23 protein-coding genes are annotated in these 26,548 nt (G+C 70.4%); 13 read left to right on the forward strand and 10 right to left on the reverse strand.

Annotation, left to right across the window (positions count from 1 at the left end):
* Positions 1 to 65 precede the first annotated feature (65 nt).
* A complete protein-coding gene (locus tag AC07OQ_RS17235) occupies positions 66 to 1,016 on the forward strand; it encodes an MBL fold metallo-hydrolase (protein WP_495054361.1) in 951 nt (316 codons plus the stop codon).
* 18 nt (positions 1,017 to 1,034) lie between these two features.
* Here AC07OQ_RS17235 and AC07OQ_RS17240 read toward each other — a convergent pair whose 3' ends face one another.
* The 8 genes from AC07OQ_RS17240 to AC07OQ_RS17275 all read right to left on the reverse strand — a co-directional run bounded on the left by AC07OQ_RS17240 (position 1,035) and on the right by AC07OQ_RS17275 (position 9,170).
* Positions 1,035 to 1,226: a hypothetical protein gene (locus tag AC07OQ_RS17240; protein WP_495054362.1), complete on the reverse strand. Its 192-nt coding sequence runs from the start codon at positions 1,224 to 1,226 to the stop codon at positions 1,035 to 1,037.
* Positions 1,227 to 1,309: 83 nt separating this feature from the next.
* A complete protein-coding gene (locus AC07OQ_RS17245) occupies positions 1,310 to 1,612 on the reverse strand; it encodes a PspC domain-containing protein (protein ID WP_495054363.1) in 303 nt (100 codons plus the stop codon).
* Between the two features lie 152 nt (positions 1,613 to 1,764).
* On the reverse strand, positions 1,765 to 3,429 hold the full coding sequence (locus AC07OQ_RS17250; RefSeq protein WP_495054364.1) for a peptide chain release factor 3: 1,665 nt from the start codon (positions 3,427 to 3,429) through the stop codon (positions 1,765 to 1,767).
* A gap of 57 nt (positions 3,430 to 3,486) precedes the next feature.
* A complete protein-coding gene (locus AC07OQ_RS17255) occupies positions 3,487 to 4,101 on the reverse strand; it encodes a DJ-1/PfpI family protein (RefSeq protein ID WP_495054365.1) in 615 nt (204 codons plus the stop codon).
* 47 nt (positions 4,102 to 4,148) lie between these two features.
* A complete protein-coding gene (locus AC07OQ_RS17260) occupies positions 4,149 to 4,994 on the reverse strand; it encodes a PPK2 family polyphosphate kinase (RefSeq protein WP_495054366.1) in 846 nt (281 codons plus the stop codon).
* A gap of 54 nt (positions 4,995 to 5,048) precedes the next feature.
* On the reverse strand, positions 5,049 to 5,555 hold the full coding sequence (locus AC07OQ_RS17265) for a Dps family protein (RefSeq protein ID WP_495054367.1): 507 nt from the start codon (positions 5,553 to 5,555) through the stop codon (positions 5,049 to 5,051).
* Between the two features lie 179 nt (positions 5,556 to 5,734).
* Entirely contained in the window at positions 5,735 to 7,882 is a 2,148-nt protein-coding gene (gene katG, locus AC07OQ_RS17270) for a catalase/peroxidase HPI (RefSeq protein WP_495054368.1), read from the reverse strand.
* Positions 7,883 to 8,249: 367 nt separating this feature from the next.
* Positions 8,250 to 9,170, reverse strand: a complete 921-nt coding sequence (locus AC07OQ_RS17275) for a hydrogen peroxide-inducible genes activator (RefSeq protein WP_495054369.1) — start codon at positions 9,168 to 9,170, stop codon at positions 8,250 to 8,252.
* Positions 9,171 to 9,288: 118 nt separating this feature from the next.
* Here AC07OQ_RS17275 and panB point away from each other — a divergent pair, with 118 nt between their 5' ends.
* From panB to AC07OQ_RS17295, 4 genes are all read left to right on the forward strand, one after another.
* Positions 9,289 to 10,098 (forward strand): 3-methyl-2-oxobutanoate hydroxymethyltransferase, encoded by an 810-nt coding sequence (gene panB / locus AC07OQ_RS17280; protein WP_495054370.1) that lies wholly within the window; start codon positions 9,289 to 9,291, stop codon positions 10,096 to 10,098.
* A 115-nt stretch (positions 10,099 to 10,213) separates the two neighbouring features.
* Positions 10,214 to 11,044, forward strand: a complete 831-nt coding sequence (gene panC, locus AC07OQ_RS17285) for a pantoate--beta-alanine ligase (protein WP_495054371.1) — start codon at positions 10,214 to 10,216, stop codon at positions 11,042 to 11,044.
* A gap of 143 nt (positions 11,045 to 11,187) precedes the next feature.
* Positions 11,188 to 11,814 carry a peptidylprolyl isomerase gene (locus tag AC07OQ_RS17290; RefSeq protein WP_495054372.1) on the forward strand — a complete coding sequence of 209 codons (627 nt, stop codon included), beginning with the start codon at positions 11,188 to 11,190 and terminating at the stop codon, positions 11,812 to 11,814.
* 79 nt (positions 11,815 to 11,893) lie between these two features.
* Positions 11,894 to 12,589, forward strand: coding sequence for a peptidylprolyl isomerase (locus AC07OQ_RS17295; protein ID WP_495054373.1), 696 nt, complete (start codon positions 11,894 to 11,896; stop codon positions 12,587 to 12,589).
* Between the two features lie 22 nt (positions 12,590 to 12,611).
* Here AC07OQ_RS17295 and recG read toward each other — a convergent pair whose 3' ends face one another.
* Positions 12,612 to 14,684, reverse strand: a complete 2,073-nt coding sequence (recG, locus tag AC07OQ_RS17300) for an ATP-dependent DNA helicase RecG (RefSeq protein WP_495054374.1) — start codon at positions 14,682 to 14,684, stop codon at positions 12,612 to 12,614.
* Between the two features lie 150 nt (positions 14,685 to 14,834).
* On the opposite strand from recG, the gene AC07OQ_RS17305 reads away from it, so the two are divergent.
* The 8 genes from AC07OQ_RS17305 to AC07OQ_RS17340 all read left to right on the forward strand — a co-directional run bounded on the left by AC07OQ_RS17305 (position 14,835) and on the right by AC07OQ_RS17340 (position 25,935).
* Positions 14,835 to 18,296: a transglutaminase family protein gene (locus AC07OQ_RS17305; RefSeq protein WP_495054375.1), complete on the forward strand. Its 3,462-nt coding sequence runs from the start codon at positions 14,835 to 14,837 to the stop codon at positions 18,294 to 18,296.
* Positions 18,297 to 18,405: 109 nt separating this feature from the next.
* Positions 18,406 to 21,024, forward strand: coding sequence for a circularly permuted type 2 ATP-grasp protein (locus AC07OQ_RS17310; RefSeq protein WP_495054376.1), 2,619 nt, complete (start codon positions 18,406 to 18,408; stop codon positions 21,022 to 21,024).
* Entirely contained in the window at positions 21,021 to 21,983 is a 963-nt protein-coding gene (locus tag AC07OQ_RS17315) for a transglutaminase family protein (protein ID WP_495054377.1), read from the forward strand. Before AC07OQ_RS17310 ends, AC07OQ_RS17315 begins: the two co-directional genes overlap by 4 nt.
* 53 nt (positions 21,984 to 22,036) lie before the next feature.
* Positions 22,037 to 23,191: an aminotransferase class V-fold PLP-dependent enzyme gene (locus tag AC07OQ_RS17320; RefSeq protein ID WP_495054378.1), complete on the forward strand. Its 1,155-nt coding sequence runs from the start codon at positions 22,037 to 22,039 to the stop codon at positions 23,189 to 23,191.
* A 100-nt stretch (positions 23,192 to 23,291) separates the two neighbouring features.
* A complete protein-coding gene (gene queA, locus AC07OQ_RS17325; RefSeq protein WP_495054379.1) occupies positions 23,292 to 24,347 on the forward strand; it encodes a tRNA preQ1(34) S-adenosylmethionine ribosyltransferase-isomerase QueA in 1,056 nt (351 codons plus the stop codon).
* Between the two features lie 144 nt (positions 24,348 to 24,491).
* A complete protein-coding gene (locus tag AC07OQ_RS17330; RefSeq protein WP_495054380.1) occupies positions 24,492 to 24,986 on the forward strand; it encodes a carboxymuconolactone decarboxylase family protein in 495 nt (164 codons plus the stop codon).
* 122 nt (positions 24,987 to 25,108) lie between these two features.
* Positions 25,109 to 25,558 (forward strand): hypothetical protein, encoded by a 450-nt coding sequence (locus AC07OQ_RS17335; protein ID WP_495054381.1) that lies wholly within the window; start codon positions 25,109 to 25,111, stop codon positions 25,556 to 25,558.
* A gap of 59 nt (positions 25,559 to 25,617) precedes the next feature.
* Complete coding sequence (locus AC07OQ_RS17340; protein WP_495054382.1) at positions 25,618 to 25,935, forward strand: hypothetical protein; 318 nt, start codon at positions 25,618 to 25,620, stop codon at positions 25,933 to 25,935.
* Between the two features lie 28 nt (positions 25,936 to 25,963).
* Here AC07OQ_RS17340 and AC07OQ_RS17345 read toward each other — a convergent pair whose 3' ends face one another.
* Positions 25,964 to 26,539, reverse strand: a complete 576-nt coding sequence (locus AC07OQ_RS17345) for a cysteine hydrolase family protein (protein ID WP_495054383.1) — start codon at positions 26,537 to 26,539, stop codon at positions 25,964 to 25,966.
* Positions 26,540 to 26,548 lie beyond the last annotated feature (9 nt).

Genomic DNA, 26,548 nt, shown 5'->3' on the forward strand with positions numbered 1-26,548 from the left:
CTGCCCAGCGCGAAACGCCGGCTTGCTCTATGCTCGCCGGCGTTTTCTCATCCGGGAGCTTTCGCATGCGCTTCGCCATCGCCCTGACCCTGTCCCTGGCCGCTCAGGCCGCCCAGGCCGCCGCCCCGCAGCTCAAGACCCAGGCCCCGGGCTACTACCGGATGATGCTGGGCGACTTCGAGGTCACCGCGCTGAACGACGGCACGGTGGACCTGCCCGTCGACAAGCTGATGGACAAGGCCCGCCCGGGCCAGGTCTTGCGCGCCCTGCAGAAGGCCTATCTGGGCGTGCCGCTGGAGACCTCGGTCAACGGCTATCTGATCAACACCGGCACCAAGCTGGTGCTGATCGACACCGGCGCGGCCGGCCTGTTCGGCCCCACCCTGGGCAAGCTGCAGGCCAATCTGAAGGCCGCCGGCTACCAGCCCGAGCAGGTCGACGAGGTCTACATCACCCACCTGCATCCCGACCATGTCGGCGGCCTGCTGAATGCCGAGGGCAGGCCCGCCTTCCCGAACGCGGTGGTGCGCTTCGACCGGCGCGACGGCGACCACTGGCTGAGCGGCGCGCAGATGGACAAGGCCCCGGAGGAGGGCAAGGGCTTCTTCAAGGGCGCGATGGCCGCGCTCAAGCCCTACCAGGATGCCGGCAAGGTGCAGCCCTTCGACGGCCAGGCCCGGGGCGTCGAGCTGCTGCCGGGCCTGCGCGCTCTGCCCACCTATGGCCATACCCCCGGCCACACGGTCTACCTGGCCGAGAGCAAGGGCCAGAAGCTGGCCGTCTGGGGTGACCTGATGCATGTGGCCGCGGTGCAGTTTCCCGAGCCCGCGGTGACGATCAGCTTCGACGTCGACTCCAAGGCCGCGCTGCCGCAGCGCCGGAAGGCCTATGCGGCCGCGGCCAGGGAGGGCTACTACGTCGCCGTGGCCCATGTGTCCTTCCCCGGCATCGGCAAGCTCCGTGCCGACGGCAAGGGCTACCGGTGGCTGCCGGCCAACTACAGCAGCAAGCCCTGACCCTGCGGCCCGGCGGCGCTACTGCATGGGCGCCGCCGCGCCCGGATCGAACTCCATCAGCAGGCTGGCCGCCTCCAGCGCGCGCCACAGATGGGGCGGCATCTGCATGATGCGTTCCGGCGTCCGGGCATGCAGGGTCCAGGCATGGATCTCGGCGTGCTGGTCGCGGGTCAGCAGGTTCAGCGCGAGCATGTCGTCCAGGGTCTGCATGGGGCCTCCTCGGTTCTGAGCGTAGCTTAGCGACGAAGCATGCCTTTTCAAGCGCTGCGCCGGTAATCCTGCGCGCCCGGGGATCATTCCTCCGGCACGAAGATCCACAGCAGCAGATAGACCAGCGCGCCGGTGCCGGCGCACAGCAGCAGCAGCGCGAACATCAGGCGCAGCAGCCAGGGTTCCAGGCCGGTGAACTGGGCCAGGCCGCCGCAGACGCCGCCCAGCCAGCGCTCGCTGCGGCTGCGCCGCAGATTGTTGATGGCCGCGCCGGCGGCCGGGCCGGCGCCGAGGATGCGCGCCTTGGCGCGCGCGAACTCTTCGTCGGTCAGGGCGCCGCGCTGGTGCAGATCGGCCAGGCGGCCCAGTTCCTCGCTGTCGGACATGACGTTCTCCCTTGTGGACCGGTGATGTTGCGCACAGCGTAGCGCCGCAGAGCCGGTCCCGGCCAGGGCGCGGCGACGAACTGCAGCGCGGCGGGGTCAGGCCTCACGGGCCGGCGATGCGCTGCTGCAGGCCCTGGGCGGGCTGCCGCCGCTCAGCCGTCCAGCTTCTGCTGGAACACCAGGCCCGCGTGCTCGCGCAGCGCGTGGAACTTGATCTTGGGCCAGTTCTCCTGCATCGCGCGCAGTTCGCCGGCGTATTCCAGCAGCACGGTGGGCGCGTTCACCGCGTCCCAGGCGACGCGGTGGGCGTTGTGGTCGATGAAGCGGCGCAGCTCCTTCTCGCCGCTTCCGGCAGCCCCATCGAGGTCCTCGCAGGTGACCCAGCGCGCCACGTTGTAGCGCGCCGCCATGATGCGGGCCTTGACGCCGTACTCATGCTCCAGGCGGTGCGCCACCACCTCGAACTGCAGCTGGCCCACCGCGCCCAGCAGCAGCACGCTGCCGGCCTCGGGGCGGAACACCTGGATCGCGCCTTCCTCGCCGAGCTGGCGCAGGCCCTCGCGCAGCTGCTTGGTCCTGAGCGGATCGGCGACCTCGACGCTGCGGAACATCTCCGGCGCGAAGAAGGGCAGGCCGGTGAACTGCAGGGCCTCGCCCTCGGTGATGGTGTCGCCGAGCTGCAGCACGCCGTGGTTGGGGATGCCGATGATGTCGCCGGCGAAGGCCTCGTCCAGCAGTTCGCGGCGCTGGGAGAGGAAGCTCACCACCGTGTTGGGCCGCAGCTCCTTGCCGCTGCGCACCACCTTCAGGCGCATGCCGCGTTCGAAATGGCCGGAGGTGACGCGCAGGAAGGCGATGCGGTCGCGGTGCGCCGGGTCCATATTGGCCTGGATCTTGAACACCACGCCGCTGAACTTGGGCTCCTCGGGCTGCACCACGCGCTGCATCGCGGCGCGCTCGGCCGGCGCCGGGGCCAGCTCGACCAGCGCGTCCAGCACCTCCTGCACGCCGAAGTTGTTGACGGCGGAGCCGAAGAACATCGGCGTCTGCCGGCCGGTGAGGAAATCGTCCAGGCTGAATTCGGGCGCGGCCTCCTTGACCAGCTCGATCTCGCCCTGCGCGTTGTCGTACTGCATGCCGAAGCGCTCGGCATAGACCGGGTTGTCCAGGCCGTCCAGCACCTCCTCGGTGCCGGCCACGCGGTCCTCGCCGGGCGCGAACACGCGCATCCGTGCCTGGCGCAGGTCCATCACGCCGTGGAAAGCTTTGCCCATGCCCACCGGCCAGGTGAAGGGCACGACGGTCATCCCGAGCTCGCGCTCGATCTCGTCCATCAGCGCCAGCGGATCCTGCACCTCGCGGTCCATCTTGTTGACGAAGGTCAGGATCGGCGTGTTGCGGGCGCGGCAGACCTGCAAGAGGCGCCGGGTCTGCGGCTCCACGCCGTTGGCCGCGTCGATCACCATCAGCGCCGCGTCCACCGCGGTCAGCACGCGGTAGGTGTCTTCCGAGAAGTCCTGGTGGCCCGGGGTGTCGAGCAGATTGATCACGCAGTCGCGGTACTCCATCTGCATCACCGAGCTGGCCACCGAGATGCCGCGCTGCTTCTCGATCTCCATCCAGTCCGAGGTGGCGTGGCGGCTGGCCTTGCGCGCCTTCACCGAGCCGGCGATCTGGATCGCGCCCGAGAACAGCAGCAGCTTTTCGGTCAGCGTGGTCTTGCCGGCGTCGGGGTGGGAGATGATGGCGAAGGTGCGGCGGCGGCGAACTTCGCCGTCGATGCGTGACGGGGCGCGGGTGGGCTGGTCGGCGGACATGGTGCGGGCTTGACGGGAGCTAACCGGCGATTATCGCCGCGTGTCCCCGGGACGACATCAGGCCGGCAGCACGAAGGGGCGCACGCGCGCGACCAGCCGCTCGACATAGGCCTGCTTCTCGCCCACCGGCGCGACATAGTGCAGCGCCTCGCGCGCCGCGGTCTCGCCGGCCTTGACCAGCATCACCCAGGCCGCCAGGTACTGCGAGGCCAGGCAGCCGCCGGCCGTGGCCACCGGGCCCTGCGCATGGAAGGGCTCGTCGAGCACGCGCACGCCGGCCTCGACGACCCAGGGCTTGGTCGTCAGGTCGGTGCAGGCCGGGGCATCGCCCAGCAGGCCCAGGCGCGCCAGCAGCAGGGTGCCCGAGCATTGCGCGCCGAGCAGTTGCTTGACCGGGTCGAGCTGCAGCCGGTCCAGCAGGGCGCTGTTCTCGGCGATCGCGCGGGTGTACAGCCCCGAGCCGAACAGCACGACCTCGGCCTCGTTGGCCCATTCCAGCGGCCGCTGCAGCTGCACGGTGACGCCGTTCATCGATGTGACATGGCTGCCGGGGCCGCACAGCTCGGCGGCGAAGCCCTGCGGTTTCAGTCGGTTCAGCAGGCCCAGCGCGACGAAGCTGTCCAGTTCGTTGAAGCCGTCGAAGGTCAGGATGGCGATGCGGGTGGGCTGCATGGTGCGGATTGTGGCCCGATCGGCGCGGCCGCTCATCGGTTGTTCGTTCATTCCACCTTGATGCCGCTCAGCGCGGGGTCGCCGGTCGGATAGCGCAGCGCCAGCCCTTCCAGCGTGGCCTTCAGCACGCGCGCGATCATCAGGTTGCGGTGGGTCTTGGAGTCGGCCGGCACGATGAACCAGGGCGCCCAGGCGCTGGCGGTGGCGCCGATGGCGCGCTCGTAGGCCTGCTGGTAGGCGGCCCATTGCTTGCGCGTCTCCAGGTCCGAGGCCTGGAACTTCCAGCGCTTGGCGGGGTCGTCGATGCGTGCCTGCAGGCGCTCGCGCTGCTCCTGCTTGGAGATGTGCAGCATGAACTTCAGCACGATGGTGCCGGTCTCGGCGAGCAGGCGCTCGAAGTCGCGGATCTGCGCGTAGCGCTGCCTGGTCTGCTTGGCATCGAGCGCGCCGTTGACGACCGGCACCAATACGTCCTCGTAGTGGCTGCGGTTGAACACCATGATCTCGCCGGCCGCCGGCGCCTGGCGGTGGATGCGCCAGAGATAGTCGTGGTCGCGCTCCTCGGAACTCGGGGCCTTCCAGCCCACCGTGTGCACGCCCAGCGGGCTCATGCGGCCGAACACGCCGCGCAGCGTGCCGTCCTTGCCGCTGGTGTCCAGGCCCTGCAGCAGCACCAGCAGCTTGTAGCGCCGGTCGGCATAGAACAGGTTCTGCAAGGCGTCCAGTTCGACGGCCAGCGACTCCACGGCCAGCTTGTCGGCGGCCTTGTCGCCGCCGGAGCAGGGCTTGTCGGTGGGGTCGTAGGCGGACAGGCTGAAGTCCGGATCGGCCTCGCTCAGCCGGTAGCGGGCCGGCAGCCCGGCGGCGTCGGACTCGTTGGGTTTTGCGGGCATGGTGCGGGAAGAAGGAAATTGGGCGACGCGGCCGCGCCGCGCGCCCCGTGCTGCTTAGTCCTCCAGCAGGCTGCGCAGCATCCAGGCGGTCTGCTCGTGCACGGTCAGGCGCTGGGTCAGCAGGTCGGCGCTGGGCTCGTCGCTGGCCTTGTCGACCAGGGGGAACAGGCTGCGCGCGGTGCGCGCGGCGCCCTCATGGCCCTCCATCAGGATGCGCACCATGTCCATGGCCTTGGGCGGCGTGGCCGGCGCGTCGGGCAGGGAGCTGAGGGCGGCGAACTGGGCATAGGAGCCCGGCGCCGCATGGCCCAGCGAGCGGATGCGCTCGGCGATCGGATCCACCGCGTTCCACAACTCGGTGTACTGGGCCATGAACATCGCGTGCAGCGAGTTGAACATCGGGCCCGTCACGTTCCAGTGGAAGTTGTGGGTGGTCAGGTAGAGCGTGTAGGTATCGGCCAGCAGCTTGGACAGGCCGCCGGCAATCGCCGCGCGGTCCTTCTCGCTGATGCCGATATTGATGCTGGGGCCGGAGGCCGCGGCGGCTTTCTTCTTGCTCATGAATATCCTCTGAGGTGGGCGTGGATGACGCCAACTATAGGACGGGTGGGGTCAGATGTTGCCATGCCGCATCCACTCGACCGGGTATTCGGCGTTCAACGCGGCGCCGGCCACGACCAGCGCCAGGACCAGCCCCAAAAGGCGGCTGGTCCTGCGCATCGTCATGGCCGGCTCCGGGATCACGCCAGGTCGAAACGGTCCAGGTTCATCACCTTGGTCCAGGCCGCGACGAAGTCCTTGACGAACTTGGCCTGCGCGTCGCTGCTGGCGTAGACCTCGGCCAGCGCGCGCAGCACCGAGTTGGAGCCGAAGATCAGGTCGTTGCGCGTGCCGGTGTACAGCACCCTGCCGGTCTTGCGCTCGCGGCCCTCGAACAGCTCGGCCTCGCCGTCCACCGGCTTCCATTCGATGCCCATGTCCAGCAGCTTGACGAAGAAGTCGTTGCTCAATGTCCCGACCCTGTCGGTAAACACGCCATGCTGGCTGCCATCCACATTGGTGCCGAGCACCCGCAGGCCGCCGACCAGGGCGGTCATTTCCGGCGCGCTCAGGGTCAGCAGCTGGGCCTTGTCGACCAGCAGGGCCTCGGTCGGTGCGCCGAGCTTGCCCTTCTTGTAGTTGCGGAAGCCGTCGGCCAGGGGCTCGAGCACGGCGAAGGATTCGACATCGGTCTGGGCCTGGGCGGCATCGACGCGGCCCGGCGCGAACGGCACCTCCACCGCGACGCCGCCCGCCTTGGCCGCCTGCTCGATGCCGACGCCGCCGGCCAGCACGATCACGTCGGCCAGCGAGGCCTTGCCCGAAGCCTTCTGGATCTCCGCCAGCCTGGGCAGGGCCTTGACGGCGTTGCGGTTGATCTCCCAGTCCTTCTGCGGGGCCAGGGCCAGGCGTGCGCCGTTGGCGCCGCCGCGCTTGTCACCGCCACGGAAGGTGGCGGCCGAAGCCCAGGCCACCGACACCAGTTCGCCCACCGACAGGCCCGAGGCGGCGATCTTGGCCTTCAGGTCGGCGATGTCCGCCGCGCTCGGCTTGTGGGTGGCGGCCGGCAGCGGGTCCTGCCAGAGCAGGTCTTCCTTCGGCACTTCGGGGCCGAGGTAGCGCGCCTTCGGGCCCATGTCGCGGTGGGTCAGCTTGAACCAGGCGCGGGCGAAGGCATCGGCGAAGGCCTGCGGGTCTTCGGCGAAGCGCTTGGAGATCTTGCCGAACTCCGGGTCGAAGCGCAGGGTCAGATCGGTGGTCAGCATGGTGGGCTTGTGGAACTTGCCCGGCACATGCGCGTCCGGAATGATCTCCGGTGCGTCCTTGGCCACCCATTGCTTGGCACCGGCCGGCGACTTGGTGAGTTCCCATTCGAACTTGAACAGGTTCTCGAAGAAGTTGTTGCTCCACAGCGCCGGGGTCTTGGTCCAGGTCACCTCGATGCCACTGGAGATGGTGTCCTTGCCATGGCCGCCGCCGAAGTTACTGGTCCAGCCCAGGCCCTGCGCCTCGATCGGCGCACCCTCGGGTTCCGGGCCCTTGTGCGATTCGGGCGCGGCGCCATGGGCCTTGCCGAAGGTGTGCCCACCGGCGATCAGGGCCACGGTTTCCTCGTCGTCCATCGCCATGCGGCCGAAGGTGGCGCGGATGTCCTTGGCCGCGGCCATGTAGTCGCCGCTGGCGTTCGGGCCCTCCGGGTTCACATAGATCAGGCCCATATGGGTGGCGGCGAGGTTGTTGTCCAGCTCACGGTCGCCATGGAAGCGCTTGTCCGTGTCCAGCCACTTGGTTTCCGCGCCCCAGTTCACGTCCAGGTCCGGTTCCCACACATCCGCACGGCCGCCGGCGAAGCCGAAGGTGCGGAAGCCCATCGATTCCAGCGCCACATTGCCGGCCAGGACGAAGAGGTCGGCCCAGGAGATCTGCTGGCCGTATTTCTGCTTGATTGGCCAGAGCAGGCGGCGCGACTTGTCGATGTTGACGTTGTCGGGCCAGGAGTTCAGCGGCGCGAAACGCTGCTGACCACGACCGCCGCCGCCGCGGCCGTCGACGGTGCGGTAGGTGCCGGTCGCATGCCAGGCCATGCGGATCATCTGCGGGCCGTAGTGGCCGAAGTCGGCCGGCCACCAGTCCTGCGAATCGGTCATCAGCTTGACCAGGTCCGCCTTGAGCGCCTTGTAGTCGAGCTTCTTGAACTCTTCGGCATAGTTGAACTGTTCGCCCAGCGGGTCGGACTTGCTGGAATGCTGGTTCAGCAGATCCACGCGCAGCTGGTTCGGCCACCAGGTCTTGTCCGTCGTACCGATGCCGGCGGCATGGTGGAAGGGGCATTTGGCTTCGCTTGTCATCTGTTCTCTCCTTGGCTTGTTGAGACCCGACACCCTGGTGCGTGTGCGCGGCCCGGGTGCCGCTAGTTGAATGGTTTGTGCTGGCGGCGTCCAGAGTGCGCCGGCGCTTTTTCTGGGGGGCCGCGCTAGTGGCCGGCGCTGGGGTTCGGAGGGGCTGGGGATTGAGGGCTGGATCGCATCGGCTTCTCCTTGCTTGGCGCCAGCGAGCACCGGCAATTCAAAGCGTATTTTTCGCCGCAATATTGATCAAATCGATAAATCAAAACACGTCGATAGCTAAAAACAAAGAGCCGCCCCATCTTCCGACGGAGCGGCCCGGCTGTCATCTCACTTTTGGGGCGTCGCGGCCCTTGCCGCAAGAGGCTCGTCAGGACAGGCGCTCGACCCCGCCCAGCCGGCAGTCGTAGATCGCATTGCGCAGCGCCGCGATGGCCTCGTAGCGCGTGTAGGTCCGGCGCCAGGCCAGCACCACGCGGCGGCTGGGCACCGGCGCGGCGAAGGGCACGAAGCGCAGGTGCGGCTGCGTTTCCTTGGGCACCGACAGCGCCGGCACCACGGTGATGCCCATGCCCGAGGCCACCATATGTTTGATGGTCTCCAGCGAACTGCCCTCGAAGCTCTTGCGGATGCCCTCGGCGTCGCTGGAGAAGCGCGCGAACTCGGGGCAGACCTCCAGCACATGGTCGCGGAAGCAATGGCCGGTGCCCAGCAGCAGCATGGTCTCGCTCTTCAGTTCCTCGGAGCTGATCGACTCGCGCTGCGCCAGCGCATGCGCGGCCGGCACCGCGACGACAAAGGGCTCGTCGTACAGCGGCGCGATCGCCAGGCCGGTGTCGGGGAAGGGCTCGGCCATGATGGCGCAGTCCAGCTCGCCGGTGCGCAGCATCTCCAGCAGCTTGACCGTGAAGTTCTCCTGCAGCATCAGCGGCATCTGCGGGTAGCGTTCGATGGTGTGGCGCACCAGCTCGGGCAGCAGATAGGGGCCGATCGTGTAGATGATGCCCAGGCGCAGCGCGCCGGCCAGCGGGTCCTTGCCGCGCTTGGCGATCTCCTTGATGGCCGTGGCCTGCTCGATCACCGACTGGGCCTGGCGCACGATGTCCTCGCCCAGCGGCGTCACGCTCACCTCGGCGGCGCCGCGCTCGAAGATCTTGACGTCCAGCTCCTCTTCCAGCTTCTTGATGGCCACGCTGAGGGTCGGCTGCGACACGAAGCAGGCCTCGGCCGCGCGGCCGAAATGGCGCTCGCGGGCGACGGCAACGATGTAGCGCAACTCGGTCAGGGTCATGGATGTCTCCTATCAAGACCGGAGCCTACATTGTCTGCACCAACATATGGCCTTGCCCTGCACCGCTACACTGCGGCCGCCGCGTCTTGCGGCTGTCCGCTAATCGCACATCGCACCCATGAACACCGAACGCAAACCCCTGTCGCTGCAGCGCCTGCTGGACATGCATGGCGCCGGCGAAAAGATCGCGATGCTGACCTGCTACGACGCCGCCTTCGCCAGCCTGCTGGACGAGGCCGGCGTGGACGTGATGCTGGTCGGCGATTCGCTGGGCATGGTGCTGCAGGGCGAGGCCACGACGGTGCCGGTCGGCCTGGACGCGATGGTCTATCACACGCGCTGCGTGGCGCGCGGCCGCAAGACCGCCTGGATCGTCGGCGACCTGCCCTTCGACAGCTACCAGGCCTCGCGCGAGGAGGCCTGGAAGAGCGCCGCCGCGCTGGTGAAGGCCGGCGCCCATATGGTCAAGCTGGAGGGCGGCGGCTGGACCGCCGAGACGGTGCGCTTCCTGGTGGAGCGCGGCATCCCGGTCTGCGCCCATCTGGGCCTGACGCCGCAGACCGTCACGATGCTGGGCGGCTACAAGGTGCAGGGCCGCGAGGAGGCCTCGGCCGACAAGCTCAGGCGCGAGGCCCGCGAGCTGGTGGCGGCGGGCGCGCAGATGCTGGTGCTGGAGATGGTGCCGGCCCCGCTGGCCCAGGAGCTGACCGGGGCGCTGGGCATCCCGGTGATCGGCATCGGCGCCGGCGTCGGCTGCTCGGGCCAGGTGCTGGTGCTGCACGACATGCTGGACGTGACCCCGGGCCGCCGGCCGCGCTTCGTCAAGAACTTCATGCAGGGCGCGTCCTCGGTGCAGGATGCGGTGCGCCGCTATGTGGCCGAGGTGAAGGCCCAGACCTTCCCGGACAACGCCCTGCACAGCTACTGACGGAGACCACCCCCTACGCGCTGCGCGCGCCCCCTCGAGGGGGCGGAGCCGGCCGCCCGGCAGAGCCGGATCGGCGGCACCCGCTGGGTCATGCAAGCCAACACGGAAAGACAAGATGAAGGTCATCCACCACATCGCCGAGCTGCGCAGCGCGCTGGCCGGCCAGGCCAGCGCCTTCGTGCCCACGATGGGCAATCTGCACGAGGGGCACCTGAGCCTGGTGCGCCAGGCCCGCGCCGCGGCCGGCACCGGGCCGGTGGTGGCCAGCATCTTCGTGAACCGCCTGCAGTTCGCGCCGCACGAGGATTTCGACCGCTACCCCCGCACGCTGGCGCGCGATGCCGAGCTGCTGCAGGGCGCCGGCTGCGACTATGTGTTCGCGCCCGACGAGGCCGAGCTCTACCCCGAGCCGCAGGGCTACAAGGTGCAGCCGCCGCCCGAGCTGGCCGACATCCTGGAGGGCCATTTCCGCCCCGGCTTCTTCACCGGCGTCTGCACGGTGGTGGCCAAGCTGCTCAATATCGTGCAGCCGCGCTGGGCCTTGTTCGGCAAGAAGGACTACCAGCAGCTGATGGTGATCCGCCGCATGGTGGCGCAGCTGGCGCTGCCGGTGGAGATCCTGGCCGGCGAGACCACGCGCAGCGAGCTGGGCCTGGCCCTGTCCTCGCGCAACGGCTACCTGAGCGAGGCCGAGCTGGTCGAGGCCCTGCAGCTCAGCGCCGCGCTGAAGGCGATGATCGCGCGCTGGCAGCAGGCCGGCGCGCGCGATCTGGCCGCGATCGAAGGCGCGGCGCTGGACAGCTTGCGCGCGCGCGGCTGGCAGCCCGACTACCTGGTGCTGCGCCGCCGCCTGGATCTGGGGGCGCCGACGGCCGGCGAGGCCCTGGTGGCCCTGGGCGCGGCCAAGCTCGGCAACACGCGGTTGATCGACAACCTGGAATTCTGATCTGTACGAATTTGTGCAAGATCCGTGCGCTGTGCGCGCAAATTCACATCCGGACATAGTTAGCCGTCGGCGAATGCAGATACTGCGGCTCCCCGAGCGCATCGCATCCTCGATGCGCCTTGATTGCCGAAAGTATCCGTTTCATGAAATCGATCAAATATATGTGCGCCACGAGCGCCCTGGTCCTGCTGGCCGCCTGCGGCGGCGGTGGCGGCAGTGATGGCGGCAGCGTCGGAATGCCGCCCGCCGTGCCGCCGGTGGCGATGACCATCACCCACAAGGTGACGATGACGACGAGCAAGGGTGTCATCGAGCTGGGCCTGGACGCCAACCATGCACCCGCCACGGTGGCCAACTTTCTGAAGTACACCAATGACGGCTTCTACAAGAACACCGTCTTTCACCGCGTGATCTCGAACTTCGTGATCCAGGGCGGCGGCTATGTGCGCAGCAACAGCGTGCTGACCGAGAAGGCGGCCACCTATGCGCCGATCGCGCTGGAAAGCAACAACGGATTGAGCAATGTTCGCGGCACCATCGCGATGGCCCGCACGAGCGTGCCCAACAGCGCCACCAGCCAGTTCTACATCAACGTGGTCGACAACACGACGCTCAACTACCCGGGCGCGGACAACGGTGGCGGCTACGCGGTGTTCGGCAAGGTGACGGCCGGCCTGGACGTGGTGGATGCGATCAAGGCGGTGGCGACCGATGCCAACAGCGTGCCGGTTCAGGACGTGACGATCACCGAGGTCAAGGAAGTCAAGTAAGAAGTAACAGGCGGCCGCGCGCGTCAGCGCGCGGGCCGCTCGTGCGTTGAAGGCTGGTTCGCCTTGCGGAGCTGGTTCGATGCGCGCGTCCTCTCTTCCTTCGCTTTCCGCCCTGCTTCTGGTCCTGCTGCTAAGCGCCTGCGGCGGCGGCTCTATCTATGTCGGCATCGGCGACGGGGGCGACGATCCGCCGCGCCCCAGCCCCAATCCCCGGCCCGACCCGCCGACGCTGAGCTGCAGCGCGGCGGGCCTGGCGGCCTCGGCGCAGAGCGCCTGGCCCACCGTCTGCATGCTCACCAGCAGCGGCGAGATGGTGTTCGAGCTCTATGACCGGCCCTATGCGCCGCTCAGCGTGGCCAACTTCCTGCGCTATGTGGCCGACGGCTACTACGCCGGCACCCTGATCCACCGCGTCGATCGCGATTTCGTGATCCAGGGCGGCGGCTACACCAGCGGCCATGTGCCCAAGCCGACGCCCTATGCGCCGATCCCGCTGGAGAGCAACAACGGCCTGTCCAATCTGCGCGGCACCCTCGCGATGGCGCGGCGCAGCGAGCCGGACAGCGCGACCAGCCAGTTCTTCGTCAATGTGGTGGACAACCGCGCGCTCGACTACCAGAGCGCCACCCAGCCGGGCTACGCGGTGTTCGGCCGCCTGATCTCGGGCCTGGCCACGCTGGACGCGATCAACGACGTGCCGGTCTATGTCTACAGCGACAACGACCGGCGGCCGCGCACCGAGGTACTGGTGTACTGGGTGCAGCGGCTGAAATAGCCGGCCGCGCGGCGCGCCTTGCTCAGGCCTTCAGGAACTCGGCCTTGCCGCCCAGCCAGCGCTCCACCTGGCGCCGTGCCGCGTCGGGATGCCGGTCCAGCAGCCGGGGCGCCAGCTCGCGCGCGGCCTTCAAGAGCGGCGCATCCTCCTGCAGGTCGGCAAAGCGCAGCAGCTCTGCGCCGCTCTGGCGCGCGCCCATGAACTCGCCGGGGCCGCGGATGTCCAGGTCGCGGCGCGCGATCTCGAAGCCGTCGTTGGTCTCGGCCATTGCGCGCAGCCGGTCCTTGCCGGTGGGCGAGAGCGGCCCGGCATAGAGCAGCACGCAGACGCTGGCCTTGGCGCCGCGGCCGACGCGGCCGCGCAGCTGGTGCAGCTGCGAGAGGCCGAAGCGCTCGGCATGCTCGATCACCATCAGGCTGGCATTGGGCACGTCCACGCCCACCTCGATCACCGTGGTGGCCACCAGCACGCTCATCTCGCCGGCGCTGAACCGCGCCATCACCGCGGCCTTCTCGGCGCTCGGCATGCGGCCGTGCAGCAGGCCCACCAGGCGGCCGGGCAGGGCGGCGCTGAGCTCGGCATGGGTCTCGGTGGCGTTCTTCAGGTCCAGCGTTTCCGACTCCTCGATCAAGGGGCAGACCCAGTAGACCTGCGCGCCCTTGTCGCCCACTTCGTCGCGGATGCGCTCGATCACGTTGTGGCGCTTCTCGTCGGCGAACACCTTGGTGACGATGGGCGTGCGACCCGGCGGCAGCTCGTCGATGGTCGAGACGTCCAGGTCGGCGAAATAGGTCATCGCCAAGGTGCGCGGGATCGGCGTCGCGCTCATCATCAGCAGATGCGGCTCCAGCGCCTGGCCGGCGAGCTTCTTGCGCAGCGCCAGCCGCTGCGCGACACCGAAGCGGTGCTGCTCGTCGATGATGGCCAGGCCCAGCTTTTTGAAGCTGACCTTGTCCTCGATCACCGCGTGCGTGCCGATCACCAGCTGGGCCGAGCCGTCGGCCACCGCATCGACCATCTTCTGGCGCGCGCGGCCCTTGACGCTGCCGGTCAGCCAGGCCACCTTCAGGCCCAAGGGCTCCAGCCAGCCCACGAGCTTGCGGAAATGCTGCTCGGCCAGGATCTCGGTGGGCGCCATCAGCGCACATTGCCAGCCGGCGTCGATCGCCACCGCCGCGGCCAGTGCCGCGACCACGGTCTTGCCCGCGCCGACATCGCCCTGCAGCAGGCGGTGCATCGGTGCGGGGCGGGCCAGGTCTTGCGCGATCTCCTCGCCGACGCGCTGCTGCGCCCCGGTCAGGCCGAAGGGCAGGGCGGCCAGCAGCTGCTCGTGCAGGCCACCGCGCGCTGCCCTGAGGGCGGGCGCCTTGAGCCGCGCGCGCTCGCGCTGGGCCTGCAGCTGGCTCAGCTGCTGGGCCAGCAGCTCCTCGAACTTCAGGCGCTGCCAGGCCGGGTGGCTGTGGTCCTCCAGCTGGGCCAGACCCAGGCGCGGCGGCGGGTGGTGCAGGAAGTCCAGCGCCTCGCGCAGCGTGGGCAGCTGGCGCGGCACCGTGTCCGGCGGCAGCAGCTCGGCGAGATCCGCGCGCCGCAGGCCGGCCGCCACCGCCTTGCGCAGATAGGCCTGGGGCAGGCTGGCGCTGGTCGGGTAGACGGGGGTCAGACTTTGCGCCAGCGGCGTGTCCTCGTCCACCGCCCTGAAATGCGGGTGCACCATCTCGCGCCCGAAGAAGCCGCCGCGCAGTTCGCCGCGCACGCGCAGGCGTTGGCCCTCCGCCATGGTCTTCTGGTGTGCGGGGTAGAAATGGATGAAGCGCAGCAGCAGCTGGGCGCCGGCCTCGTCCTCGATCTTCACGATCAGCTGGCGCCGACCGCGCAGCTCGACGCGGCACTCGGTCACGACGCCCTCGCACTGCACCGTGTCGCCCTCGCGCGCCTGCGCGATCGGCGTCAGCCGCGTCTCGTCCTCGTAGCGCAGCGGCAGGTGCAGGGCCAGGTCGATGTCGCGCGTCAGCCCCAGCTTCTCCATGGCCTTCTGCGGCGCGGACTTGGGTTTGGGGGGCGACGCGGTGGCGGGGGCGGGGCTGGCCTCGGGCATGGGCGGGATTCTGCCTTGGGCTGGCCTGCTTATTGCTGAGCAAGGTGCGAGCGCGGCGTCCGGGCCGGGCACGGCCCGTATGCCCTATGCCGCATGTCATCCCGATCTGCGATGCTTCGCGCTGCCGGTTCCTTGCTTTGGGAGAACGCCTTGTCCATCCATGTCGCGCTCAAGCATGTCACGCGCTATCGCTACGACCGCCGGGTCGGGCTGTCGCCCCAGGTGGTGCGCCTGCGGCCCGCGCCGCATTGCCGCACCCCCATCCTGTCCTACTCGCTGACGGTGGAGCCGGCCGGGCATTTCATCAACTGGCAGCAGGATCCCTTCGCCAACTACCTGGCGCGCCTGGTGTTTCCCGACAAGGCCACGGAGTTCAAGGTCACCGTCGACCTGGTGGCCGAGATGTCGGTCTACAACCCCTTCGACTTCTTCCTCGAGCCGCATGCCCAGCAGGTGCCGTTCGACTACGAGGCCGGCCAGCGCGCCGAGCTGGCGCCCTATCTGGTGACCGGGCCGGCCACCCAGCGGCTGGCGGCCTACCTGGCTGGCATCCCGCGCGAGCCGGTGCCGACCATCGACTTCCTGGTGGCGCTGAACCAGCGCGTGCAGCAGGACGTGTCCTACCTGATCCGCATGGAGCCGGGCGTGCAGACGCCGGAGGAGACCCTGGCCAAGGCTTCCGGCTCCTGCCGCGACTCCGGCTGGCTGCTGGTGCAGCTGCTGCGTCATCTGGGCCTGGCGGCGCGCTTCGTCTCCGGCTACCTGATCCAGCTGACCCCCGACCAGAAGGCGCTGGACGGCCCCAGCGGCACCGAGGTGGACTTCACCGACCTGCATGCCTGGTGCGAGGTCTATCTGCCCGGCGCCGGCTGGATCGGCCTGGACCCCACCTCCGGCCTGTTTGCCGGCGAGGGCCATATCCCGCTGGCCTGCACGCCCCAGCCCTCCAGCGCCGCGCCGATCAGCGGCGCGGTGGACGAGAGCGAGGTCGAGTTCGGCCACGAGATGGCCGTCACCCGCATCTGGGAGTCGCCGCGCGTCACCAAGCCCTACACCGAAGCGCAATGGTCCGCCGTGCTGCGCCTGGGCGAGCAGGTCGATGCCGAGCTGCTGGACCGCGACGCGCGCCTGACCATGGGCGGCGAGCCCACCTTCGTCGCGGTGGACGACCGCGACGGCGCCGAATGGAACACCGACGCGCTGGGCCCCACCAAGCGCCTCTACGCCCAGGAGCTGGTGCAGCGCCTGCGCGCCGAGTACGGCCGGGGCGGCTTCCTGCACTACGGCCAGGGCAAGTGGTACCCGGGCGAGCAGCTGCCGCGCTGGGCCCTGTCGATCTGCTGGCGTGCCGACGGCCAGCCCTGCTGGCAGGATCCGAGCCTGTTCGCCGACGAGCGCGAGGCCCATGCCTACACCAGCGAGGATGCCCGCGCCTTCATCCACGCGCTCACCGCCCGCCTGGGGCTGAATCCGGGCTTCGTCCAGCCCGGCTTTGAAGACACCTGGTACTACCTGTGGCGCGAACGCCGCCTGCCGGTCAATGTCGACCCCTTCGAATCGAAGCTGGACGACGAGATGGAGCGCAGCCGCCTGCGCCGCATCTTCGAGCAAGGCCTGTCTCAGGTGGTCGGCTATGTGCTGCCGATCAAGAAGGGCGAAGCGGGCGCTCCCGGCCTGGCCGGCGCGCCCTGGGTCAGCGGCCCCTGGTTCTTCCGCGACGAGCGCATGTACCTGTTCCCGGGCGACTCGCCGATGGGCTACCGCCTGCCGCTGGACTCGCTGCCCTGGGTCGGCAAGAGCGACTACCCCTATCTGATCGAGCAGGACCCGTTCGCCCCGCGTGGCGCGCTGCCGGCGGCAGCGCGGCTGCGCACGCAGCCGCTGGCGGACCGGCGCGGCGTCGGCAATGGCATTCGCGGTGGCGAGGGCGAGGGCGAGGGCGAGGGGGGCGGCCTCGGCCCGGCCCTGCTGTTCACCGATCCGCTCGACCAGCGCCCCGAGCGCTTCCAGAGCGCGCACTGGATCACCCGCAGCGCGCTGTGCGTGGAGGCGCGCGATCCCCGACGGGCCAACGGCCCGTCGGCCGAATTCGGCGCCAAGGCCGCAGGCACCGGCCGGGCCCGCGGCGTGCTCTATGTCTTCATGCCGCCGCTGGAAAGGCTGGAGGACTACCTGGAGCTGCTGGCCGCGGTGGAGGCCAGCTGCGTCGAGCTGGGCGTCAAGATCGTGCTGGAGGGCTACGGCCCGCCGCGCGACCCGCGCCTGAAGCTGCTGCAGGTCACGCCCGACCCCGGCGTGATCGAGGTCAACATCCACCCGGCGCACAACTGGAAGGAACTGGTCGCCCACACCGAGTTCCTCTACGAGGCGGCCCGGCAGTCGCGCCTGTCGAGCGAGAAGTTCATGCTGGACGGCCGCCACACCGGCACCGGCGGCGGCAACCATTTCGTGCTGGGCGGCGCCACGCCGGCCGATTCGCCCTTCCTGCGCCGGCCCGACCTGCTGGCCTCGCTGCTGGCCTACTGGCACAACCACCCCTCGCTGAGCTATCTGTTCTCGGGCCTCTTCATCGGTCCGACCAGCCAGGCCCCGCGCGTCGACGAGGCGCGCAACGACCAGCTGCGCGAGCTGGAGATCGCGCTCGCGGAGATCGAGCGCAGCCGGGCGGTCCACGGCGCGCAGATGCCGCCCTGGCTGGTGGACCGCTCGCTGCGCAATGTGCTGGTCGACGTCACCGGCAACACCCACCGCAGCGAGTTCTGCATCGACAAGCTCTACTCGCCCGACTCGGCCACCGGGCGTCTGGGCCTGCTGGAGCTGCGCGCCTTCGAGATGCCGCCGCATGCGCGCATGAGCATCGTCCAGCAGCTGCTGCTGCGCGCCTTGGTGGCGCGCTTCTGGGCCGAGCCCTACCGCGCCCCGCTGGTGCGCTGGGGCACCGAGCTGCACGACCGCTTCCTGCTGCCCAGCTTCGTGCAGATGGATTTCGACGACGTGCTGGAGGAGATGGGCCGCGCCGGCCATGCCTTCGACCCGGCCTGGTTCGCGCCGCATTTCGAGTTCCGCTTCCCCAAGGCCGGCGAGCTGGCCGTGGCCGGCGTGCACCTGACCCTGCGCAACGCGCTGGAGCCCTGGCATGTGATGGGCGAGGAGGGCGCCGCCGGCGGCACGGTGCGCTATGTCGACTCCTCGCTGGAGCGCATGGAGGTCCGGGTGACGGGCCTGGTCGACCCGCGCCACCGCGTCACGGTCAACGGCATCGCGCTGCCGCTGCAGCCCACCGGCCGGGCCGGCGAATACGTGGCCGGCGTGCGCTACCGGGCCTGGCATCCGGCCTCGGCCCTGCACCCGACGATCGGCGTGCATGTGCCGCTGACCCTCGACCTGGTGGACACCTGGATGCAGCGTTCGCTGGGCGGCGGCCGCTACCATGTCGCCCACCCGGGCGGGCGCAGCTACGCCACCTTCCCGGTCAATGCCTACGAGGCCGAGAGCCGCCGCCTGGCGCGCTTCTTCGCCCTGGGCCACACGCCGGGCCGCATGGAGGTGGCGGCGCCCGAGCGCAGCCTGGAGTTCCCCTTCACGCTGGACCTGCGCAAGGCCGGCCGCTAGCCGGGCCGGCGCGGGCCCGCGCATGCACGGTTTCGGGGCGTTGCGGCGCGGCCCCATGAATGGGCGAGTACCGATGCCGGGCGGCCTGCGCCCGAGGCATGATGCCGACATGTCCAGTTCTTCCAGTCCGCGGCAGTCCAGCCTGCTGCCCGACGACGACCTTCCCGACGCGGTGGCGCTGGCCATGGCGGCGGCCCTGCGCGGCCGCGACGGGCATTACGACGAGCTGCGCGGCCGCCCGAGCCCCTGCGGGTCCGGCGGCCTGGCGCCGCTGTGGCAGCAGTTCTTCGCCGCCACCGGCATGGCCGGCTGGCAGGACCTGGGCGCGCGGGCGGCCCATGTGCAGCGCCGCGTGCGCGACGACGGCGCCAGCTACAACATGCACGACGCCGGCGGCGAGGGCGAGCGCGTCTGGCCGCTGGAGCTGCTGCCGATGCTGGTCGATGCCGACGAATGGCAGCACATCGAGCGCGGCGTGCAGCAGCGCGCCCGCCTGCTGAATGCCGCGCTGGCCGATGTCTACGGCGCGCGCAGCCTGCTCGACGAGGGCCTGCTGCCGCCCTCGCTGGTGCTGGCGCACCCGCAGTACCTGCGGCCCATGCACGGCTGCGTGCCGCCCGGCGGCGTGCATCTGCATGTGGTGGCGATCGACCTGGCGCGCGGCCCGGCCGGCCATTGGTGGGTGGCCGGCCAGCGCACCCAGGCGCCCTCGGGCCTGGGCTATATGCTGGAGAACCGGCTGATCATCGCCCAGCAGTTCCCCGAGGCCTTCCGCGCGCTCTCGGTGCAGCGCCTGGGCGCCAGCTTCCAGACCCTGCTGCGCGGCCTGCAGCGCCTCTCGCCCGAGGGCGAGCGCGCCAATGTCGCGCTGCTGACCCCCGGGCCGCACAGCGAGACCTATTTCGAGCATGCCTTCCTGGCCCGCTACCTGGGCATCAGCCTGGTGGAGGGCGCCGACCTGACGGTGCGCGAGAACCGCGTCTACCTGAAGACCCTGCGCGGCCTGGAGCGCGTGCATGTGCTGCTGCGCCGCGTCGACGACGACTACCTCGACCCGCTGGAGCTGCGTCCCGACTCCGCGCTGGGCGTGCCGGGCCTGCTGCAGGCGCTGCGCGCCGGCGAGCTGGTGCTGGCCAATGCGCCCGGCGCCGGCTGGCTGGAGAGTCCCGGCCTGGCGGCCTTCTGGCCGGGCGTGGCCCAGCGCCTGCTGGGCGAGGAGCTGCTGCTGCCGGCCACCACCTCCTGGTGGTGCGGCGAGGCGGCGGCCTGGCGGACCCATGAGGCCGAGCTGGACCAGTTCGTCGTCTCCGCGACCTTCCCCGCCAGCGAGACCACCCAGGGTTTCGCACCGATCGCCGCCGGCTCGCTGGGCAGCGCCAGCCGCATCGCGCTGCTGAGCCGCATCGCCGCCGACCCGGCCGCGCACACGCTGGAGGCGCGCCTGGCCGCCTCGGAAACCCCGGTCTGGCGCGCCGGCCAGCTGGAGCCGCGCGCCGCGGTGCTGCGCGTATTCGCGCTGTCCGACGGTCAGGGCGGCTACAAGGTGATGCCCGGCGGCCTGGCCCGCGTGCTCAGCGGCCGCGAGGGCAGCGAGCATCCCTGGGTGTCGATGCGCCATGGCAGCGCCAGCGCCGACACCTGGGTGCGCACCGAGGACCGGGTCGACCCCACCAGCCTGCTGCCCAAGCCGCTGACCGCTGCCGACCTGACCGGCGCGCATTGGACCGTCACCAGCCGCGCCGCCGAGAACCTGTTCTGGCTGGGCCGCTACACCGAGCGCGCCGAGAACTGCGTGCGCCTGGCGCAGCTCAGTCTGGAGGCGCTGGGCGCCTTCGCGCGCAACGGCGGTGCCCGTGGCAGCCCGGTGCTGGCGATGCTGGACAAGCTGACCCGCCGCCATGGCCTGGTGGGCGAGGGCGTGCCGGGCGCGGAGGCCGCGCCGCGGGTGTTCGAGCGCGCGCTGCTGCAGGCCCTGGCCGACACGCGCGGCGCGCACAGCGTGGCCTGGAACCTGCAGGCCCTGCAGGGCTGCGCCAGCGGCCTGCGCGAGCGCCTGGCGGTCGAGCATTGGAAGCTGATCCACCAGATGGGCGACGAGTTCCGCGAGGGCCTGCAGGCCGTGCTGGACAGCGGCCTGCCCGAGCCGCGCGCCGACGTGCAGGAGCTGCTGGCGCGTGCCGGCATGCATCTGGCCGCCGTCACCGGTGCGCAGACCGACCGCATGACCCGCGACGACGGCTGGCGCCTGCTCAGCGTGGGCCGCCAGATCGAGCGCCTGGACTTCCTGGCCGGGGCGCTGGCACTGGGCTTCGAGCATGAGCTGCCGCGCAGCGACGAGGGCTTCGCCCTGCTGCTGGGCCTGTTCGACTCGACGATGACCTACCGTGCCAAGTTCCAGGCCCATCGCGAGGTGGCGCCGCTGCTGCACCTGCTGGTGCTGGACACCGACAACCCGCGCTCGCTAGCCTGGGTGGCGCGCACCCTGCTGGGGCGCTTCCAGAAGCTGTCGCGCCACGACCCGGACTGGGCGGCCGAGGCGGCGGCGCCGCTGCCCCTGCCCGAAAGCTGGGCGCTGGAGCGCCTGTGCCGGCCGGCCGCCGACGGCAGCCACGCCGAGCTGCTGGGCCTGCTGCGCCAATGCAGCGAGCAGGTCCAGGCCCTGTCGGTGACGCTGGACCGGCGCCTGTTCTCGCATGTCGGCAGCGCCGACCGGCTGGTGTGGCAATGACGATCAGGACCGACGACCCGCCCTGCGAGATCCCGCCGCTGCGCTGGCTGCGGGTGCAGCACGACACGATGTACGACTACGACGCGCCGGTCGAGCTGGCGCATCACCAGGCCTGCCTGAGCCCGCGCGCCACGCCCTGGCAATGCGTGCGGGGCTGGCATCTGAACGTCGATCCGGTGCCCGACGGCTGGGGCTGCACCGAGGTGCCCGAGGCGCTGTTCAGCCACGATGCCTGGGGCAATGCGCGCCTGGTGTTCAGCCATTCGCGGGTGCACGAGTGCCTGGTCGTGAAGAGCCGCTTCGAGGTGGGGCTGAGCGCCGCGCCGCCGATCGATCCACGGGCCAGCCCGCCCTGGGAGGCGGTGGCCGAGCAGCTGCGCTACCAGGCCGGTGCGCCGCGCAGCGATGCCGAGGAGTTCGTGCTGGCCTCGCCGATGGCGCCGCATCATCCGGCGCTGGCCGAGTTCGGCCGCCAGGCCTTCCGGCCCGGCCGGCCGCTGGCCGAGGCCGCGCTGGCGCTGATGAGCCAGATCCACGCGCAGTTCCGCTACAAGCCCCTGGCCACCGACGTGGGCACGCGCGCGCCCGAGGCGCTGGCGCTGAAGCAGGGCGTCTGCCAGGACTACGCCCATGTGATGATCGGCGCCTGCCGCTCGCTGGGCCTGGCGGCGCGCTATGTGTCGGGCTATCTGCTGACGCGCGTGCCGCCCGGGCAGCAGCGCCTGGTGGGGGCCGATGCCTCGCATGCCTGGGTGGCGGTCTGGTGCCCGCGGCAGGGCTGGCTGGCGCTGGACCCGACCAACGACGTGGTGGCGGGCCTGGACCACGTGACCCTGGCCTGGGGCCGCGACTATGCCGACGTGGCGCCGCTGCGCGGCGTGATCCGCGGCGGCGGCCAGGCGCACCCGCAGGTGGCGGTGACGGTGGAGCCGATCGACGCGCCGTCGATCGCGCCCTGAGCGCCACGCGCCGGTGTAAGCTGGCCGGCCGCCCAGACAACGAGGAGTCGCTCATGCCCGGACTGCTGCCCGACGTCGATCCCGACGGCCTGCTCGAATACTCGGTGGTCTTCACCGACCGCGCGCTGAACCACATGTCGCAGAAGTTCCAGCGCGTGATGCGCGACATCTCCGGCGTGCTCAAGGAGGTCTACAACGCGCATTCGGCCATCGTCGTGCCGGGCGGCGGCAGCTTCGGCATGGAGGCGGTGGCGCGCCAGTTCGCCACCGGCCGCAAGACCCTGGTGATCCGCAATGGCTGGTTCAGCTACCGCTGGACCCAGATCTTCGAGATGGGCGCCATCCCCTCCGAGCAGCTGGTGCTGAAGGCGCGGCGGGTCGGCGGCGGCGGCCGCCAGGTCCCGTTCGCGCCGGCGCCGATCGAGGAGGTGGTGGCCACGATCCGCGCCGAGCGTCCCGCGCTGGTGTTCGCGCCGCATGTGGAGACGGCCGCCGGCCTGCTGCTGCCGGAGGCCTATCTGCGCGCCGTCGCCGAGGCCGCCCATGAGGTGGGCGCGCTGTTCGTGCTGGACTGCATCGCCTCGGGCGCGCTGTGGCTGGACATGCAGGCCTGCGGCATCGACGTGCTGATCAGCGCGCCGCAGAAGGGCTGGAGCGGCTCGCCCTGCTGCGCCTTCGTGATGCTCGGCGAGCGCGCCCGCGCGGCGCTGGTCGACAGCAACAGCAGCAGCTTCGCCGCCGACCTGAAGAAATGGCTGCAGATCATGGAAGCCTACGAGGCCGGCGGCCATGCCTACCATGCCACCCTGCCCACCGACGCGCTGGCCCGCACGCGCGACGCGATGCTGGAGACGCGCGCCTACGGCTTCGAGCGCCTGCGCCAGGAGCAGCTGGAACTGGGCCGGCGCGTGCGCGCGTTGCTCGAGACCCGGGGCCTGCGCAGCGTGGCGGCCGAGGGCTACCAGGCGCCGGGCGTGGTGGTCAGCTACACCGACCACGACGGCCTGCACAGCGGCAAGGCCTTCCTCGCCGAGGGCGTGCAGAGCGCGGCCGGCGTGCCGCTGCAATGCGACGAGGGCCCCGACTTCAAGACCTTCCGCATCGGCCTGTTCGGTCTGGACAAGCTGCATGCGCCGGAGCGCACGGCGGCCAGCCTGGGCGCGGCGCTGGACCGCATCCTCGGCGCGCAGCAGGCCGCGGCGGCCTGAGGGCAGGAGAAGGAAGAGGCAGAAGGCGCATGGGACAATCCCGCGCTTCCTCCTTGCTTCCTTCCTGTTTGGCACGGGTCCGTCCGGCCCTCAACACCCCATGTCCGCCCACCGCTCCTATACCGTCGCCGATTTCGATTTCGCGCTGCCCCCCGAACTGATCGCCCAGCACCCGGCGTCCGAACGCAGCGCCTCGCGCCTGCTCGATGGCCGCGGCGCAACCCCGGTGGACCGCGTGTTCCGCGAGCTGCCCGAGCTGCTGAACCCGGGCGACCTGCTGGTGTTCAACAACACCAAGGTGATCAAGGCGCGGCTCTACGGGGCCAAGGCCAGCGGCGGCGCGGTGGAGGCGCTGGTGGAGCGGGTGTTGCCCGGCACGCGCGAGGTCTGGGCCCATATGCGCGCCAGCAAGAGCCCGAAGCCCGGCGCCCTGGTGCGCTTCGCCGACGGCGCCTTCGAGGCCGAGGTGCTGGGCCGCTGCGGCCCGGACCAGGGCCTGTTCCATCTGCGCCTCTCGGGCGAGCCCTTCGCGCTGCTGGAGCAGCATGGCCATGTGCCGCTGCCGCCCTATATCGAGCATGGCGACTCGGCCGACGATGTGCGCCGCTACCAGACCGTGTTCGCCAAGGAGCCCGGCGCCGTGGCCGCCCCCACCGCGGCCCTGCATTTCGACGAGGCCCTGCTGGCGCGCCTGGTCGAGCGCGGCATAGGCACGGCCCATGTGACCCTGCATGTGGGCGCCGGCACCTTCCAGCCGGTGCGGGTCGAATCGCTGGCCGAGCACAAGATGCACAGCGAATGGTTCGAGGTCGCGCAGGCCACGGTGGACGCGATCGCCGCCTGCAAGGCGGCCGGCGGCCGGGTGGTGGCCGTCGGCACGACCACCCTGCGGGCGCTGGAGTCGGCCGCCCAGGGCGGCGCGCTGCAGGCCGGCGCGCGCGAGACCGAGATCTTCATCACGCCGGGTTTCGAGTTCCGCGTGGTCGACCGCCTGGTCACCAATTTTCACCTGCCCAAGAGCACGCTGATGATGCTGGTGAGCGCCTTTGCTGGCTACGAGCCGGTGATGGCCCTGTACCGCCACGCGATCGCCCAGCGCTACCGCTTCTTCAGCTACGGGGACGCGATGCTGCTGGAGCGCCGGCCGCCGGGCTGAGGCCCGAGCGCCGGCCGGCGCATGCCAAGCGCGGTGGTGTGAGGTTTTTTTCCGCGCGACGTCACAAGGCGCCGGACTGGGCCGTCTTGTGGGTGTGATCCGCAACGAGTCGATCACCCCTCAACCTTGATTGGACCCACGACCATGAGCCACAGCACCCAAACCCGCCTGAACTACATGCAGCAAGCGCCCGAGCTGTTCAAGAAGCTCGTCGACGTCAGCATGGCCATCGGCAGCGGCGGCCACCTCGACCAGACCGTGTCCCACCTGGTGGACATCCGCGCCTCGCAGCTGAACGGCTGCGCCTTCTGTCTGGACATGCATACCAAGCAGGCCAAGCTGCACGGTGAGCGCGAGCTGCGCCTCTACCATGTGGCGGTGTGGCGCGAGTCGCAGCTGTTCTCGCCCAAGGAGCGCGCCGCGCTGGCCTGGACCGAGGCGCTGACCCAGATGAAGCCCGAGGGCGTGTCCGACGAGCTCTACACCGAGGTGCGCGAGCAGTTCAGCGAGAAGGAACTGGCCTACCTGACCTACCAGGTGATGACCATCAACGCCTGGAACCGCGTCAACGTGGCCTTCCGCTCCGCGCCGGGCACGCAGGACAAGGCCTACGGCTTGGACAAGGCCGGCCTGGCCTGAGCGGGCCCCGGCGGCCGGGCGGGCCGGGGGTAATATGGCCCGCCCCAGCCATTTGTTTCCGCCTCAGCAGCCCCGGCCCCAGGCCCGGCACCGCCCGCGCGCGCCTCGTCCCGATGCTGAGGATGCTGTTGTTGCTGCTGCTGCCGGGCCTGCTCGGCCCCGGGCCGGCGCGGGCCGCCGTGTCGCAGCCAACGCCGCCGCCGCCGCTGCAGATCATCGGCACCGACGTGCCGCCGCTGATCTACCAGAAGAAGGGGCGGCCGACCGAGGGTTTCTGCGTCGAACTGGTGCGCGAGCTCCAGCGGCGCATCCGGGACGCCACGCCGATCCAACTGCTGCCCTGGCAGCGGGCGATGGCGCAGGCGCAGCAGGCCGAGACCCTGGTGGTCTGCCCCAAGTGCATCGAGGAGCGCGAGGCGAGGTTCCAGTGGGTCGGGCCGCTCTACACCTCGCGCAGCTATTTCTACGTCCGGCGCGACAACCCGCTGCGCATCGCCTCGCTGGACGAGGCCCGGACCCTGTCCGGCGTGCTGCTGCCGCGCGCCTCGCCTCCTATTCCTTCGGACAGCTGAGCGCCAAGGGCTTCGGCAATCTGCAGCCGATCTCCGGCACCGGGCTGAACCCGCTGAAGATGCTGCTGGCCGGGCGCGCGCCGGTCCTGGTGCTGGAGGATCGCCGGCTCGCGGCGCTGCTGCGCGAGGCCGGGCTGCCGCCGGACAGCGTGCGGCCGGCCTACCTGGCGCTGGTGGTCGACGGCTACCTGGCGTTCTCGGCCGGCACCTCGCGCTCGCGCGTGCTCGAATGGCAGCGCGCGCTGGCCGAGCTCAAGCGCGACGGCGGCTTCGAGCGCCTGCACCGGCGCCGGTTCGACGCCCGGCCGGCGCCGGAACTGCTGCAGATGGCGCCGCTGACGGCGCCGCCGGCCGCCGCGGCCTCAGCGCCGCGATAGCGCGCAAGCCTGGTACGCAAGGGATGGGTCAGGCGGGGGCGGCAGCGGCCGGCGGCGCCAGCATCCTGACCAGGTCCTGCGTCGGCACCGCCGGCGCGCCGGCCTCGGCCAGCCGCGCCTGAACCTCGGCGCGGATCGCGGCCGCGCTGCGATCCCCGGACGGCCAGGTGTTGTGCGCGTCTTCGGCCAGCAGCACCCGGTAGCCCAGGGCCAGCGCCGAGCGCGTGGTGTTTGTGACGCAGAACTCGCTCTGCAGGCCGCAGACGACCAGCGTGTCGACGCCCAGGGCTTTCAGCCGGGCATCCAGGTCGGTGTTTTCAAAGGCGCTGGAGGCGTATTTCTTCTGCACGCTCTCGCGCGGGCCGTTGCCGGGTTCGGGCCGCAGGGCTTCGTGCAGTTGCCAATGCTCGCTGCCTTCCTCGAACACCTCGCCGGGCGTGGTCTCGCAATGCTGGACGAACACGATCGGGTGGCTGCCGGCGCGGGCCGCGTCCACCAGCGCCCGGGCGTTGGCGACGAAGGGTTCGGGCGAATCGATCGGCGGGCAGCGGACGCCGTCGAAGGCGCCGCGTTGGATGTCGATGACGAGGAGGGTGGTGGGCATGGGGTGGGT

The sequence above is a fragment of the Roseateles sp. GW821-FHT09B06 genome (assembly GCF_059418245.1).

What these genes read in the sequence shown, in the direction of transcription:
- AC07OQ_RS17310 (WP_495054376.1), top strand. Translation starts at nt 18,406, where the DNA reads ATGTCCAGTTCTTCCAGTCCGCGGCAGTCCAGCCTGCTGCCCGACGAC.
- panB (WP_495054370.1), top strand. Translation starts at nt 9,289, where the DNA reads ATGAACACCGAACGCAAACCCCTGTCGCTGCAGCGCCTGCTGGACATG.
- AC07OQ_RS17240 (WP_495054362.1), bottom strand. Translation starts at nt 1,226, where the DNA reads ATGCAGACCCTGGACGACATGCTCGCGCTGAACCTGCTGACCCGCGAC.
- panC (WP_495054371.1), top strand. Translation starts at nt 10,214, where the DNA reads ATGAAGGTCATCCACCACATCGCCGAGCTGCGCAGCGCGCTGGCCGGC.
- AC07OQ_RS17255 (WP_495054365.1), bottom strand. Translation starts at nt 4,101, where the DNA reads ATGCAGCCCACCCGCATCGCCATCCTGACCTTCGACGGCTTCAACGAA.
- AC07OQ_RS17265 (WP_495054367.1), bottom strand. Translation starts at nt 5,555, where the DNA reads ATGAGCAAGAAGAAAGCCGCCGCGGCCTCCGGCCCCAGCATCAATATC.
- AC07OQ_RS17250 (WP_495054364.1), bottom strand. Translation starts at nt 3,429, where the DNA reads ATGTCCGCCGACCAGCCCACCCGCGCCCCGTCACGCATCGACGGCGAA.
- AC07OQ_RS17335 (WP_495054381.1), top strand. Translation starts at nt 25,109, where the DNA reads ATGCTGTTGTTGCTGCTGCTGCCGGGCCTGCTCGGCCCCGGGCCGGCG.
- AC07OQ_RS17275 (WP_495054369.1), bottom strand. Translation starts at nt 9,170, where the DNA reads ATGACCCTGACCGAGTTGCGCTACATCGTTGCCGTCGCCCGCGAGCGC.
- AC07OQ_RS17290 (WP_495054372.1), top strand. Translation starts at nt 11,188, where the DNA reads ATGAAATCGATCAAATATATGTGCGCCACGAGCGCCCTGGTCCTGCTG.
- recG (WP_495054374.1), bottom strand. Translation starts at nt 14,684, where the DNA reads ATGCCCGAGGCCAGCCCCGCCCCCGCCACCGCGTCGCCCCCCAAACCC.
- AC07OQ_RS17330 (WP_495054380.1), top strand. Translation starts at nt 24,492, where the DNA reads ATGAGCCACAGCACCCAAACCCGCCTGAACTACATGCAGCAAGCGCCC.
- AC07OQ_RS17345 (WP_495054383.1), bottom strand. Translation starts at nt 26,539, where the DNA reads ATGCCCACCACCCTCCTCGTCATCGACATCCAACGCGGCGCCTTCGAC.
- katG (WP_495054368.1), bottom strand. Translation starts at nt 7,882, where the DNA reads ATGACAAGCGAAGCCAAATGCCCCTTCCACCATGCCGCCGGCATCGGT.
- AC07OQ_RS17295 (WP_495054373.1), top strand. Translation starts at nt 11,894, where the DNA reads ATGCGCGCGTCCTCTCTTCCTTCGCTTTCCGCCCTGCTTCTGGTCCTG.
- AC07OQ_RS17235 (WP_495054361.1), top strand. Translation starts at nt 66, where the DNA reads ATGCGCTTCGCCATCGCCCTGACCCTGTCCCTGGCCGCTCAGGCCGCC.
- AC07OQ_RS17340 (WP_495054382.1), top strand. Translation starts at nt 25,618, where the DNA reads ATGCTGCTGGCCGGGCGCGCGCCGGTCCTGGTGCTGGAGGATCGCCGG.
- queA (WP_495054379.1), top strand. Translation starts at nt 23,292, where the DNA reads ATGTCCGCCCACCGCTCCTATACCGTCGCCGATTTCGATTTCGCGCTG.
- AC07OQ_RS17245 (WP_495054363.1), bottom strand. Translation starts at nt 1,612, where the DNA reads ATGTCCGACAGCGAGGAACTGGGCCGCCTGGCCGATCTGCACCAGCGC.
- AC07OQ_RS17260 (WP_495054366.1), bottom strand. Translation starts at nt 4,994, where the DNA reads ATGCCCGCAAAACCCAACGAGTCCGACGCCGCCGGGCTGCCGGCCCGC.
- AC07OQ_RS17320 (WP_495054378.1), top strand. Translation starts at nt 22,037, where the DNA reads ATGCCCGGACTGCTGCCCGACGTCGATCCCGACGGCCTGCTCGAATAC.
- AC07OQ_RS17315 (WP_495054377.1), top strand. Translation starts at nt 21,021, where the DNA reads ATGACGATCAGGACCGACGACCCGCCCTGCGAGATCCCGCCGCTGCGC.